Origin of the sequence: Chryseobacterium sp. SN22 (assembly GCF_008329705.1) — a bacterium.
In the GTDB taxonomy this organism is placed as follows: Bacteria; Bacteroidota; Bacteroidia; order Flavobacteriales; family Weeksellaceae; genus Chryseobacterium.
In genome coordinates this window covers 12,663-25,939 of record NZ_VTSX01000021.1, presented here as the reverse complement: position 1 = coordinate 25,939, position 13,277 = coordinate 12,663, and the positions used below count along the sequence as shown (strand labels likewise).

The 13,277-nt window shown below is 42.1% G+C and carries 11 protein-coding genes and 1 pseudogene; 4 read left to right on the top strand and 8 right to left on the bottom strand.

What is annotated here, in order from left to right; all coding sequences use genetic code 11:
- Positions 1-5 precede the first annotated feature (5 nt).
- A complete protein-coding gene (locus FY557_RS14610) occupies positions 6-1,370 on the top strand; it encodes an alpha/beta hydrolase family protein (protein WP_149247982.1) in 1,365 nt (454 codons plus the stop codon).
- A gap of 59 nt (positions 1,371-1,429) precedes the next feature.
- The gene (locus FY557_RS14605; protein ID WP_149247981.1) at positions 1,430-2,092 is read left to right on the top strand and encodes an HAD family hydrolase; all 663 of its coding nucleotides are present in this window, start codon (positions 1,430-1,432) and stop codon (positions 2,090-2,092) included.
- A 159-nt stretch (positions 2,093-2,251) separates the two neighbouring features.
- On the opposite strand, the gene FY557_RS14600 is transcribed toward FY557_RS14605, so the two are convergent.
- The 4 genes from FY557_RS14600 to FY557_RS14585 all read right to left on the bottom strand — a co-directional run bounded on the left by FY557_RS14600 (position 2,252) and on the right by FY557_RS14585 (position 5,985).
- Positions 2,252-3,646, bottom strand: coding sequence for an arginine decarboxylase (locus FY557_RS14600; RefSeq protein ID WP_149247980.1), 1,395 nt, complete (start codon positions 3,644-3,646; stop codon positions 2,252-2,254).
- 110 nt (positions 3,647-3,756) lie between these two features.
- Complete coding sequence (locus FY557_RS14595) at positions 3,757-4,632, bottom strand: tyrosine-protein phosphatase (RefSeq protein WP_149247979.1); 876 nt, start codon at positions 4,630-4,632, stop codon at positions 3,757-3,759.
- Between the two features lie 164 nt (positions 4,633-4,796).
- The gene (locus tag FY557_RS14590) at positions 4,797-5,426 is read right to left on the bottom strand and encodes a thiamine diphosphokinase (RefSeq protein ID WP_149247978.1); all 630 of its coding nucleotides are present in this window, start codon (positions 5,424-5,426) and stop codon (positions 4,797-4,799) included.
- Positions 5,416-5,985, bottom strand: coding sequence for a cob(I)yrinic acid a,c-diamide adenosyltransferase (locus FY557_RS14585; protein WP_149247977.1), 570 nt, complete (start codon positions 5,983-5,985; stop codon positions 5,416-5,418). The genes FY557_RS14590 and FY557_RS14585 overlap by 11 nt, the downstream gene beginning before the upstream one ends.
- Positions 5,986-6,311: 326 nt before the next feature.
- Here FY557_RS14585 and FY557_RS14580 point away from each other — a divergent pair, with 326 nt between their 5' ends.
- The gene (locus tag FY557_RS14580; RefSeq protein ID WP_149247976.1) at positions 6,312-6,809 is read left to right on the top strand and encodes a DinB family protein; all 498 of its coding nucleotides are present in this window, start codon (positions 6,312-6,314) and stop codon (positions 6,807-6,809) included.
- A gap of 449 nt (positions 6,810-7,258) precedes the next feature.
- Here FY557_RS14580 and FY557_RS14575 read toward each other — a convergent pair whose 3' ends face one another.
- The 3 genes and pseudogenes from FY557_RS14575 to lptB form a co-directional block, all read right to left on the bottom strand.
- On the bottom strand, positions 7,259-8,209 hold the full coding sequence (locus tag FY557_RS14575) for a helix-turn-helix transcriptional regulator (RefSeq protein WP_149247975.1): 951 nt from the start codon (positions 8,207-8,209) through the stop codon (positions 7,259-7,261).
- Positions 8,210-8,297: 88 nt separating this feature from the next.
- Entirely contained in the window at positions 8,298-10,022 is a 1,725-nt protein-coding gene (locus FY557_RS14570) for an ABC transporter ATP-binding protein (protein ID WP_149248044.1), read from the bottom strand.
- A 505-nt stretch (positions 10,023-10,527) separates the two neighbouring features.
- A pseudogene (gene lptB, locus FY557_RS14565) lies at positions 10,528-11,253 on the bottom strand (LPS export ABC transporter ATP-binding protein); the annotation flags it as partial.
- A gap of 168 nt (positions 11,254-11,421) precedes the next feature.
- On the opposite strand from lptB, the gene FY557_RS14560 reads away from it, so the two are divergent.
- Entirely contained in the window at positions 11,422-12,150 is a 729-nt protein-coding gene (locus FY557_RS14560; protein ID WP_149247973.1) for a hypothetical protein, read from the top strand.
- Positions 12,151-12,238: 88 nt separating this feature from the next.
- Here FY557_RS14560 and hemB read toward each other — a convergent pair whose 3' ends face one another.
- Positions 12,239-13,228 (bottom strand): porphobilinogen synthase, encoded by a 990-nt coding sequence (hemB, locus tag FY557_RS14555; RefSeq protein WP_149247972.1) that lies wholly within the window; start codon positions 13,226-13,228, stop codon positions 12,239-12,241.
- Positions 13,229-13,277: the final 49 nt, after the last annotated feature.

Here is a 13,277-nt window from a genome sequence, read left to right as displayed (position 1 = left end):
AACTTATGAAAACAAAAATATTATTTGTATTTGCAGCCCTTTTATTTAGCTATTTTTTTCAGGCACAGACCATCGAGGGATCCTGGAAAGGCGAACTTGAATTCCAGGGCATGAAACTTCCATTAATTTTAAACATTAAGAAAAACGGAAGCCTTTATTCTTCCACAATGGACAGCCCGAAACAGGGTGCCAAAGATATTCCTGTCGATAAAACGGATTTTGTGAACAATGAGCTTTCCTTCGAGCAGAAAATGCTGGGGGCCACTTATAAAGGGAAACTGACTAACGGAAAAATTGAAGGAACGTTTTCCCAAGGGGGTGTACAGCTGCCGCTGACCTTTACGCCGAATGCAGGAAACGGATCTGTCCTTAACCGTCCGCAGACCCCGAAACCGCCGTTCGCTTATCATACGGAAGATATTACCTTTCAAAACCCGGCAGACAAAAATACATTGGCCGGAACCATCGCACAGCCTGAAAATTTTGATAAGAATAAACCTGTTCTTGTCATGATCACAGGTTCCGGAATCCAGAACCGGGATGAGGAACTTTTCGAGCATAAACCTTTCGCTGTGATCGCCGATGATTTCGCAAAGAAAGGTATCGCTACTTTACGGCTTGACGACCGGGGTATCGGCGGGTCATCAAAAGGCACGGCAAACGACACCTCCTATAATTTTGCTACGGACATCAACACAGCAGTCGATTATCTCGTTTCCAAAGGATATAAGAATATCGGACTGCTCGGCCATTCGGAAGGCGGAATAATTGCGCCGATGGTAGCGAACATGAACAAAAATGTAAAATTCCTGGTGCTGATGGCGGCTCCCGGAACCCCTATTGACCAGCTGCTGATCGAACAGAATGTGAAAGGTGGGAAACTGATGGGGCAAAGTGATGATCAGATCAGCCAAAGCAAAAAAGTCAATTCCGAAATTTACCGCTTTATTAAAACCTATTCCGGAAACGATTATGAAAAAGACCTCCAGCAGTTTTTAAACAAAAAATTTGCGGGCCAGATGGATGAAGCTGCCATTCAGAACATTCAGAAGCAGACTTCCAGTCCGTGGTTCCGGTATTTCATAAAATTTGATCCTGACCAGTACCTTTCCAAAATAAAAATACCCGTGCTCGCCCTCAACGGAAGCCTGGATTTCCAGGTTCCTTCGAAAGAAAACCTCGACGCAATCGGCCAATCCCTGAAAAAAGCCGGCAACCCCAATTTTAAAACAGAGGAATTACCCGGGCTGAACCACCTTTTCCAGAAAGCGGAGACCGGTTCCTTCTCCGAATATGCAGATATTGAGCAAACCATTTCGCCTATAGCCATGGACCAGATGACCGGCTGGATCCTGAAGCTGAAAAAGTAATACGCAAATGCTTTCGGTAATTCTGAAAGGTTTAGTATTTTAGTAAAAAAAAATCAGATATGCCTTTAAAAGCTGTGCTGTTCGATATGGACGGCGTGATTGTGGATACGGAGCCCCTGCATAGAAAAGCCTATTTTAAAACATTTAACGATCTGGGAATTAATGTTTCCGAAGATTTATACACTTCATTTACAGGCGCTTCCACAAAAAGAGTCTGTGATACGCTGATGGATACATTTAATCTGAAGCAGACCTTTGAGGAAATCGCGGAAATCAAGAGAAATTATTTTAAAGATTATTTCTACCATGATGAGGATTTCGACCTCATCCCGGGCGTGAAAGAACTGATCCTGCATTATTATGACCACGGAATCAAACTGATCCTGGCCTCTTCCGCAACGATGACCACCATCAATATGGTTTTTGAAAAGTTTGATCTTGAAAAATATTTCATGGGTAAAATAAGCGGGGCCGACCTGAAGGAATCCAAACCACATCCCGAAGTTTTCCTGCTGGCCGCCGGAATGGCCGGGGAACCTGTAGAAAACTGCATGGTGATCGAAGATTCTACCAATGGCATCCTGGCCGCACACCGGGCAGAAATTTTCTGCGCTGCTTACCGGAGCCCACATTCCAAAAATCAGGATTATACCCTCGCAAATACCGTGGTTTCCGATTATTCGGATCTGGAAATTGATAAAATTGCGCACTATTTTGATTAAACCCTATAGGTTTTCGAAAATCTATGAGGCTTTGAACTCCACTAAATGAACAGGCTGTCCAAATTCTGGACAGCCTGTTTTCTATAAGTTTATCAATATCAGTTAAACGGGGTAAAGCCCGTTTCTCTTATTACAGAAAATTACATTCCGTGAAAATCCTTACTGATATCCTAAGATTTTCAATATATCTTCGGGCTCCTGCTTTTCACGGAAAATCTCGTATTGCAGGTCACCGTTTTCATCTTTCTGGATCAGGATATGTCTCGGCTGAGGCATCAGGCAATGGTGAACCCCGCCATATCCGCCGATGGTTTCCTGATACGCGCCCGTATGGAAAAACCCGATGTACAAAGGCTTGGTATCGCTGAAAACAGGAAGGTAAATGGCATTCGTATGCTGTTCGGAATTGTAATAATCGTCCGAATCGCACGTCAGGCCGCCTAAGAAGACCCTTTCATAGGTGTCTTCCCAACGGTTCAGGGGAAGCATGATAAAGTGTCTTGAAATCGCCCAGGTATCGGGAAGTGTCGTCATGAAAGAGGAATCGATCATATTCCACTTTTCCCTGTCGTTCTGGCGTTTCTGGGAAATGATCTTATAAATGTTCGCGCCGCTCTCCCCTACGGTGAAACTTCCGAATTCGGTGTAGATATTCGGTTCTTCAACACCTTCTTCTTCACAGAATTTTTTGATCTGGGAAACAATTTCCTCCACCATATACTGGTAATCGTAATCGAACTGCAAAGATGTTTTAATTGGAAAGCCTCCTCCGATGTTCAATGAGTTCACTTCCGGAGCAATTTTCTTCAAACGGGCATAGACACGAAGGCACTTATACAATTCGTTCCAGTAGTATGCCGTATCCTTGATCCCGGTGTTGATGAAAAAATGCAGCATTTTCAGCCTTGCATTCGGGTGCTCGGCGATTTTCTGGCTGTAATACGGGATGATGTCTTTGTATCCGATTCCCAATCTTGAGGTATAAAATTCGAACTTCGGTTCTTCTTCGGAAGCAATCCTGATTCCGATATCGAAGGTGGTATCGATGCTTTCCGTCAGCTTGTCCAGCTCACGGTAATTGTCCAGGATCGGCGTAATGTTCTCGAAACCGCTGTTGATCATTTCTGAGATTTTCGCCAGGTAATCATCGGTCTTGAATCCGTTGCAGATTACTTCTATATCTTTCGTTACTTTCCCTTCGGTATAAAGCGATTTCACGATATCCATGTCATACGCTGAAGAAGTTTCTATAGAGATATCGTTTTTCAGTGCCTCTTCAAGTACAAATTTAAAATGGCTTGATTTTGTGCAATAGCAATACGTATAATTCTTCTTATATTCGGTTTTCTCAAACGCTTCCTTAAACCAGCTCTTGGCTTTCTGGATATTCTGAGAAATTCTCGGCAGGTAGCTGATCTTTAGCGGAGTGCCGAATTTTTCCACTACCTCCATCAACGGGATGTCGTGGAACAACAAATTGTTCTCAGAAACATTGAATTCCTCTGTAGGGAAATACAACGTCTGATCAATAAGTTCCGAGTACTTTATTTTCATTTCTAAACAAGTGAATTAAGAATGCAAAATTGCTAAAAAAGTTTGGTTTTTTAACGTTAAAATTATTATAAATTTTGCCCGCTTAATATGCCGAAAATGATAATCAATTATCAATATGTAAACTTCAGTATGTATTCTTCCCGCTTCTGTTCAGATATTCCCAGTACCTCTTGAATATATCGATCGGCTGAACCGTATTTTTTATTGATTTCATTAAAAGCAGCATCCAGGTAAGCCGTTTGCACCCAGCTCAGTTTTTCCAGCACGCTGATGTCCAGCTTCGGATACATGAAATGTAGATTCTGGGCAAGCCACAGACGTCTGTTCACCAGTTTTTTCCTGTAATTATTCGATAGAAGATAATCATTATTAATGGTTTTGTTATCGAATCTGAGAATCGTCAGAACCAATGCCGTAATGATTCCCGTACGGTCTTTTCCGGCAGTGCAGTGGTACAGAACAGGCGTATCGGATTCTAAAATTTCAGTAATGATTTTTCGGATAACTTCAGGGTGTTCCGTCACATAATTCCTGTAAAAATCCAGCATTCTTTTTTCGGCATCTTTACCGTTTACTTTTCCTCGCAACACAAGTTTCCTTGCCTGTTCAAGCTGGTCGCCCTCATCCTCAAACGCCGACTCATTTTTATAAATGATTCCTTCAGGAAGACGGTCAGGCTTTTGTGCAATTTCCTTTGAATTCCGCAGATCAATGATTTCCTTTATTCCTAATTTTTCAATGGTTTTAAAGGATGTGGGTTTCAGCCTGAAAAGGTTGGCGCTCCTGTACAGCTTTTCTTCTTTCAATGTTCTTCCCTCCGAATTTTTAATATTCCCGACAGTCCGGAAATTTCGTACTTTCCTAATTTTAAAATTCACTTCGGTCATATTTTTTCCATATTCCGGTGTGGAAATTTGCTGTGTTCTGCAGGAGAAAACACTGATGAAAACAAACAAGAAGAAAGGTATTTTTAGCAAGGATCTCATATTTTATTTAGCTGCGGATTTCATATAGGATCGCGGGTATTTTAGGTTTCGGCTAAAGCCAATCGGATTGAATTTATTTGTAAACAGACTAAAGCCCGTTTCTACTGATATTAGAAGCTTGTGAAAATTTTCAAATTTATCTACTTGTAGGAGTAGGATTATATTTACAAATAATTTTTTCCGATAAAAATCAGCAGATCGCCCTGTTCGTATTCGATGGACACCTCATCTTCTACGGCGAAATTCCGGGTTCCTATTCTGGAAGTAATGCTTAAATTTCCTTTGGTCAACAGCCAGTTGAGTCCCCGGGTCGTAATATTTTCAACAGATGGAAAAGGATACAGGGAAATCATCTTGCCTTTTACGTTTGGTACGGTAAAGCTTTTCGGAATAAAATAATATTCTGAAAATTCGTCGTAAAATTTGATATCCAGCCGGTCTTTGTATCCGAAAGCCACGGTGAGGTTCCCTAAAAAATGATCCTGTTCCCCACCGCTTCCGCCCAGTACATCGACTTTCCGGAAGTTCCTTTCTTCGATAATCTCCAGTGCTTTCTGGAAATCGGTTTTATCCTGATCCGGGGTGTAAATGAATTTCTCTTCATACATCCCTTCTTCTTTTCCCGAATGCGAATCGAAATCGCCGGAAATAAAGTCCAGCTTTTCCAAGGGAAAATCCAGGTTTTTCAGATAGTGAAAAGCGCCGTCGGTACAGGCAATTAAACTGTATTTCTCAGGATCAGGGAAAGATTCAGGAGCATCTCCGTTGATGAAAAGCAGTACTTTATCTTTCATTCGGATTCCAGTATTCTTCCGGTTCGTTATTGATTTTTGAAATGTATCTGGCCAGTACAAACAGGTAATCAGAAAGCCGGTTCAGGTATTTGATCAACTCAGGGCGGACTTCTTCAGACTCATTTAAGAATACCAGAGAGCGCTCTGCCCTTCTGCAGATGGTCCGGGCTGCATGCAGGAAAGTGGCTGCTTTTCCGCCTCCGGGAAGAATAAAATACTGCAAAGGTTCCACCTGTTCATCAAAAGCATCCATCCAGTGTTCCAGTTCTTCAATTTCGACATCTGAAATCACCACCGGAAGCCTCGATTTTCCATTCGCCAGCATCAGCTTATCAACCGGAGTCGCCGCTTCGGAACCGACGGTAAATAAATCGAACTGGATCTTTTTTAATTGCCTTAAAACTTCCTCATTTTCAATATGGCTTTTGGCAATCCCGATAAATGAATTCAGCTCATCGATATTCCCGTAGCTGTCTACTCTTGCACTGGCTTTTGAAACCCGTGTTCCGCCATAAAGGGCGGTCTGGCCTTTATCGCCTGTTTTCGTATAAATTTTCATAACACTAAATTACTTTATTAAAGCAAGCCTGACAAATGTTTTTGGAGAGGATACTTTTAGCCGAAATTAAAATGAAACAGATAAGCAATAATAAAGGAAAATACCCGATTCCAGCATAACAGCAAGCAAAATGACCGGTCCCGAAAGGCCGGCCACTCTCAAATTATTTACCTACCTAACATTGCTTAAGTATGAGTCTTTAACGGGAAAATGCCTGTAATTATTTTAAAGGACTAAAAATATTTTATTCAAAAAACCTACTGACAAACTGTTGTCATTACCTTGTTTTACCTTTGTATCAATCAAAATAAACAACATTAAAAATTATGACAGCAACAGCAACTACGAAACAATTCATCAGTTCCGGACAAATTCTGGAACACTGGCAAGGACACCGGAACCTGACCAGAAGAGTCATCGAAGTATTCCCTGAAAAGGAACTTTTCGAATTTTCAATCGGCGGCATGCGGCCTTTTGCCAAGCTGGCGGTCGAACTGATCAGCATCGGCGGGCCCGGGACCAAAGGGATCGTTGAAAATCAGATAGAAGCCTACGATGAGGAAAAATTCAACCCTAAAACCAAAGAAGAGCTCCTGAAAAGATGGGATGAAGAAACAGAAACCATCAACCGGTATTTTGCCCAAATCTCAGAAGAGCGTTTTCAGGAAAACTTCAACCTATTCGGACAGTATGAATTTCCGGTGTACCAGAACATTTTGTATTTTATCGACAATGAAGTGCATCACCGCGGGCAGGGTTATACTTACCTTCGTGCATTAGGCATTGAACCGCCTTTCTTCTGGGAACGGTTTCCGGTAATGTAAAAAGTTAAACAGACAACTAACCATCATCTACCGTATGATTCAATGAAAAAGCTTTCAGAAATTCTGAAAGCTTTTGTAATTTAACCCGGAAGAATATTTTAAAAGAAGCTGATTATGGTTTTTATTGACTTCACCAACGCTTTCCATCTGGATGTCCAGGAATTTTACCGGTGATTTTGCGGAGAAATTAATTGTAACGGGATGATAAATTCATTACTTAAGATTGTTAACAGTTGCCACCCGCCGGCATGAATCGAATTTAAGATATTCCAGGCGTAAGCTACCGGTTTCTCGTCATACTGATAATTTTTCAGCATATTATACGTCCGGTTGTAGCGGTCTTCCCATTTTCCGTCTCAGGCAAAGTCAAATTTTTTCGGGCCACTTAAAGAATCAAACTTCCAGGCAGTTTAAAATCCCTCGTATCCTGGTTGTTGCAAAGAATGGCATCAATATTTTTTTAAAATATCTTTAATCAAATCTCTCAGGCTGTCTTTTAAAAATTCGGGCTCCAGTACCTCGGCATAATCTGCGAATGTAATCAGCCAGCGTGGGAAGCCTTCTTTGATCCAGTCGGTTTCGAAAATCAGTTCAATGCCGTCTTCCCGTTCAATTTCCCCTACCAATCCGTAATATTTTTTGGAGTTGACCAAATGTCCGATAATTTTTTTTTCTACCAAAAGCCTTACTCTTGTCTTGTTTCCGTTCGGGGCCTGCCGGTAATCGTTGATCTGTCCGTATTCCTGTAAAAAGGGATTCTGGGTTTTAAATATTTTTAAAATCCGGTCTACGCGGAACTGCCGGAAATCATTCCGTAAAGTACAGAAGGCCATAATGTACCAATAATTAAACTCAAAGAATACTCCGACCACTTCAATCGTCCTAGTGGAAACTTTGGCTTCCACAGTCTCATATTCCAGCGTCAGCTGCTTTTTCTCAGCAATGCTTTCAAGAATGATCGGGATGATGTTCCTAATCTTATCTTCTGTCTTAGGATGGTAATTAAAGACATCAATCTGTTTTTCAATATTCTCAATCAGGTTTTTATCCGAATATTTCAATACGGAACGCACCTTTTCCATGGCATTCTGGTAATGTTGCCCCAGGCTTTCATGCAGGAACTTCTGCATCAGCTTCTCCGCCGTAATAAAACTCAAAACCTCTTCTTTCGTGAACATTACCGGCGGAAGTTTGTATCCGTCCATGAGAGAATATCCGTTTCCGGCTTCCCCGATAATGGGAATACCCGCATTTTCCAGGGTTTTTACGTCCCGGTAAATCGTCCGGATGCTCACCTCGAACTTTTTGGCAAGATCCTGTGCTCTTACAACGGGCTTTGATTGCAGTTGTGTAAGAATGGCAGTTACCCGGTCGATTTTTTTGAGATAATGATCGTTCATTTTATGAGTGATAAATGATGAATTATGATAATTATTGGACTATCATATTGTTATGTTGTTACTCTGATAAATTGTTACATTAATGCTGCTACATTTTCAGGCTGTTGACCAGCTTATCCAGGTTCAGGCTTCTGGCTGAAGCATCAAAGATTTCCCGGTAGGTTCCGTTGATCTGTATCAGTTCATCATGGGTTCCGCTTTCCACAACCCTGCCTTTTTTCATCACATAAATGGTATCCGAATCTAGGATCTGCGACAGCGAGTGCGAAATGATGATCACCGTTCTGCCTTCCTTAATCGCATCCAGAGAATTTTTGATCTGTTCGGTAGCAATGGCATCGAGGCTTGCGGTCGGCTCATCCAGGAAAATGATCGGCGGATTTTTCAGAAACAGCCGCGCAATGGCAATTCTCTGCTGCTGTCCGCCCGAAAGCTGTGTAGCATCGTGATGGTAGCCGTCCGGCAAATCCAGGATCTGTTCGTGAAGATACGCTTTTCTGGCGGCTTCTTCAATTTCTTCAAAAGAGGCATTCATGTTCCCGTAACGGATGTTGTCCTCAATGCTTCCCTGGAAAATATGGTTTTTCTGAAGAACCAGTCCGAGGTCATTCCGGAGAAAGGTATTATCATATTCATTTAAATTAACATGATCCAGCAGGATTTCCCCGGAATCCGGAAGGTAAAATTTGCACAGCAGATTGATAACGGTTGATTTCCCGGCACCGCTCAGTCCTACCAACGCGGTGGTTTTTCCATTTTCGATGGTCATGGAAACGTCATGCAGAGCCTGCGTTCCGTTCGGATAGGTAAAATTGATATTTTTTAATTCAAAATTTCCTTTGATCTCTTTTTCTACGAAATTTCCGCCCGGTTCCTTTTCCTCGTCCGCATTTAAAATATCAAAATAACCTTCGGCATAGATCATCGCATCGTTCATATCATCATAAATCCTGTGCAGCTGGCGGATCGGTGCCGAAACGTTGTTGAACAGCATAATGTGAAGCATAATCGCCCCGATGGTCATCTGCTGATCCAGCACCAGGTAAACGGTCAGCAAAATAATCAAAACCACACCGAACTGTTCGATAAATGTTTTCAGTCCGTCATAAATAAAATTTGTTTTCCGGGTAAACATCTGGCTTTCCATAAGCTGCATCTGAAGATCGTATTGTTTTTTGCCTTCAAATCTTTCACGGACAAAACTTTTGATCACCATAATGGAATTGATCAGGTTTAATAATCCGGAAGTCTTCTGCTCACGCTGGTTCCTGAGCGTCCTTCTTACCCCGCTGAGCTTTTTTGCCTGCAATGAACTCACATAAAAATAGATCGGGACGATGATCGTAGAAACGATTCCGACGTACACATTCTGAAGGTACATGATGATCAGGGCAATAATGGAATTGGAAAACAACGGGAGCATATCGATGAAAAAATTCTGCACCAGCCGTGTTAAGCTTTCAATTCCCCGATCGATCCGGATCTGCAGCTTTCCCGATTCGTGGTTTTCATCATTGAAGTAAGCGACACGGTAGGTGAGTATTTTATCAATTGCCGACTGTGCCAGTACGGAGCTGACATTGATCCTGATTTTCTCGCCGTAAAATTTCTGACCGAAATTGATGAAAATGTTCATCAGTTCTTTTCCCAGTAAAATAACGGAGATGATGACCAGTACATGAATGCCTTCCGACATGGGATGTGGAAGATGCGTCAGATTCGTTACTTCATCTACCGTATATTTCAGCACCAGTGGGTTTACCTGCGCGGCAAGGGCGCCTAAAAAGGTCAGGAACAGGGTTCCGTAAATCATCAGCCGGTACGGTCTGATGAAGGGAACCAGCTGCTTATAAATTCCGTATAAAGTAAGGGTCCGGTTGAAAGGTTTTGCCATAGAAATGATTTTAACGGAAAAACGTACCGTTTTGCAGAGAAAAGGTACGTTTTTATTCTATTTTAAAGCAACGATTCTGCTCCGAATTTTAATTTCCAAACAGATACGTGGTGAGGTAATGCAATTCCGGTCTGGCTGCTGCTCTGGATTCCGTTTCCGCCTGTTCCAAGGAATAAAGGGAATTGATTTCCTTCTTCTGAAATACAAAAGCATTGTTGGCATTTTTATCCACAACCTCATTAAAGATATGTTCGATTTCAGAATTTGCAAGCGATGCAAAGCTGATGTCTTCAAAACCGTACATCAACCGAAGATCGTCAACCTGTGCAAAGTTTTCATCTACAAAATTCTGCAGCTGGGTTTTGGATTCAAAATTCCCTGCCCAGATATTGTAAGCATAGCTTTTCTTGTTCGGCTTATCGAAAATACTCTGGTAGACGAAGTTTTCTCCGAGGTAAGCTTCCCGCACCTGCGGATCGTTGGCCAATTCCTCCGGAAGCCCTTCTTTCAGGATTCTTCCTTCAAACATGATGTAGGTTTTATTGGTGATCGCCAGGGTCTGCTGAACGTTGTGGTCGGTGATCAGGATCCCAATGTTTTTATCGGTAAGGCTTCGTACGATTTTCTGGATATCTTCTACGGCAATCGGGTCTACCCCGGCAAAAGGCTCATCAAGCAGAATGAAACTCGGGTCGGTGGCCAGACACCTTGCAATTTCCGTTCTCCTTCTTTCCCCTCCGGACAAAAGGTCTCCACGGTTTTTACGGACGTGCTGTAAAGAAAATTCTTCGATCAGCTCATCGCATTTGATCTGCTGCTCCCGCTTTGAAAGTTTTGTCAGCTGTAGAACGCCCATAATGTTCTCTTCTACTGAAAGCTTCCTGAATACAGAAGCTTCCTGAGCCAGATAGCCGATGCCCTTTTGTGCCCTGCGGTACATCGCATCGGTCGTGATTTCCTGTTTGTCCAGAAAAATCTTCCCGGAAGTCGGCTTAACCAATCCAACAATCATGTAAAACGAAGTGGTTTTCCCGGCACCGTTCGGCCCGAGCAACCCTACAATTTCTCCCTGCTGGACCTGTACAGAAACGCCTTTTACAACCTTTTTAGGACCGTATTCTTTGATTAAGTTTTCTCCGCGTAAAATCATAACGGCAAAGATAAAGTTTTTTTGAATTGGATATTCAAGATTAAAAACCGGAACCAAAAGTTTTATGATATTTTAATACAGCCTTTTAATCTTACTTTGCAGAAGTTTTTTGTCTTTAACCAGACAATTTTAATTAAATTTAAACCAGAAACCAACACATTTATTTATATGGAAAATAACCAGCAACTGACTGAGCTCCTGGCCCTGGATCTTGGGTTAAACATTACCAACAGAAGGCCTTATGCCAAAGAAGTTTTCAAATGGCAGGATATGGATCTGCTTCCGCACTCTTCCACCGACACGCTGCTTTGCGAAATCTATGAATGGAACGGAAGAAACTGGCGGACAACCAATAACAACCTGATCGGCTATCTTTTTCCGGGTGATCAGCTGGGAACCGTTAAAAACCAGCTGATGGGCGTACCGAAATTTCCGGCGCTGATCCCGGATTTTGAATTTACCAAAGACAGTATGTCCGAATTCGGGCTTTCGCTACCTTCTCTCTTCAATATCGGAATCAGAGGGGATATCAATAGCGCCAAAGATTTTTCGGTGAAAGTGAACGGCGTTACGAAGTCCAGAATCACAAATATCGATTCTCCCGGTATCGAAATTTTAAGGAAATATTCGGAATTTACCCAAAATGAATCGAGGTCGTACCGGAGAAATATTAAGTTTAATTTTTTAAGCACCTCGCTTTTCTACGCAGAAAGCGTTGAAATCAACCTCGAAAAAGAAACAGGAGTAAATCTCGATGTGAGTTTCCAGACCCAGAATGTCGAGGTGCAGACTCATGTAAATACCGATACAAAGAAAAATTTCACTTTAAAATATACCGGAAACCAGGCGCCTTTTGCCGCCAAGTTTACCAAAGGAAAAGATTTTAATATTATGTAAAAGTTGAGAGTTACAAGTTATAAATCATGAGTTATAGTAATCACATTCACCAATTACCTTATAACTCATGATTCTTAACTCATTATTTCTATCCGTTTAAGATCAGTGCCGCTTCTTTTGCAAAATAGGTGAAGATCATATCGGCACCGGCTCTTTTGATGCAGGTTAAGCTTTCTATGATGGTTTTATCATTATCCAGCCAACCGTTCTGGGCAGCCGCCTTTACCATTGCATATTCTCCGCTTACATTATACACAGCAACCGGCAGATCAATCGCTTCACGGACTTTAGCCACGATATCCAGGTATGGAAGCCCCGGTTTGATCATAATAATGTCGGCGCCTTCTTCAATATCCTTAAACACTTCATTGAGTGCTTCGCGGGAATTGTGAAAATCCATCTGATAGGTCTTTTTATCTTTCGGAATTTCCATATTGTCTTTCGGAGCACTGTCCAAGGCACTTCTGAACGGTCCGTAAAATGAACTGGCATATTTTGCCGCATAGCTTAAGATCCCAACATCGGTAAATCCGCTGTCTTCCAGTGCTTCACGGATGACCTGAACCCTTCCGTCCATCATATCGCTGGGTGCCACAATGTCAGCTCCAGCTTCCGCATGGGATACGGACATTCTGGCCAGTGCATCATTGGTGGCATCATTTACGATTTTTCCGTTTTCGATAATTCCGTCATGGCCGTAAATTGAATAAGGATCCAGCGCCACATCCGGCATGATGATCATTTCAGGAACCGCATCTTTAATAGCCCTGATGGTGTTCTGCATCAGTCCGTTCTTATTCCATGCTTCCTTTCCGGTATTGTCTTTCAGTTCATCCGAAACTTTCATATACAGATTTACCGCTTTTACGCCTAAAGAAAACAGCTCCTTACATTCCTTCACCGTCAGATCGATGCTTCTCCTGAAGATTCCGGGCATCGACAGGACCGGTTCTTCTTTATTTTCGCCTTCCATGACGAAGATCGGCATTACAAAATCGTTGGTGGTAAGTGTGCATTCCCTTACCAGGCTTCTCATGGATTCGTTTACCCTAAGTCTTCTATTTCTTGAATGTATCATTTTGGAATACTTTTTGAACAAAATTTAATGCAAATTTACTACAACTAAT

Bases quoted from the DNA above. Each gene is read 5' to 3' on its own strand.
- FY557_RS14595 (WP_149247979.1), bottom strand. From the start codon at position 4,632: ATGAGATCCTTGCTAAAAATACCTTTCTTCTTGTTTGTTTTCATCAGT.
- FY557_RS14585 (WP_149247977.1), bottom strand. From the start codon at position 5,985: ATGAAAATTTATACGAAAACAGGCGATAAAGGCCAGACCGCCCTTTAT.
- FY557_RS14560 (WP_149247973.1), top strand. From the start codon at position 11,422: ATGGAAAATAACCAGCAACTGACTGAGCTCCTGGCCCTGGATCTTGGG.
- FY557_RS14600 (WP_149247980.1), bottom strand. From the start codon at position 3,646: ATGAAAATAAAGTACTCGGAACTTATTGATCAGACGTTGTATTTCCCT.
- FY557_RS14590 (WP_149247978.1), bottom strand. From the start codon at position 5,426: ATGAAAGATAAAGTACTGCTTTTCATCAACGGAGATGCTCCTGAATCT.
- hemB (WP_149247972.1), bottom strand. From the start codon at position 13,228: ATGATACATTCAAGAAATAGAAGACTTAGGGTAAACGAATCCATGAGA.
- FY557_RS14610 (WP_149247982.1), top strand. From the start codon at position 6: ATGAAAACAAAAATATTATTTGTATTTGCAGCCCTTTTATTTAGCTAT.
- FY557_RS14570 (WP_149248044.1), bottom strand. From the start codon at position 10,022: ATGATTTACGGAACCCTGTTCCTGACCTTTTTAGGCGCCCTTGCCGCG.
- FY557_RS14605 (WP_149247981.1), top strand. From the start codon at position 1,430: ATGCCTTTAAAAGCTGTGCTGTTCGATATGGACGGCGTGATTGTGGAT.
- FY557_RS14580 (WP_149247976.1), top strand. From the start codon at position 6,312: ATGACAGCAACAGCAACTACGAAACAATTCATCAGTTCCGGACAAATT.
- FY557_RS14575 (WP_149247975.1), bottom strand. From the start codon at position 8,209: ATGAACGATCATTATCTCAAAAAAATCGACCGGGTAACTGCCATTCTT.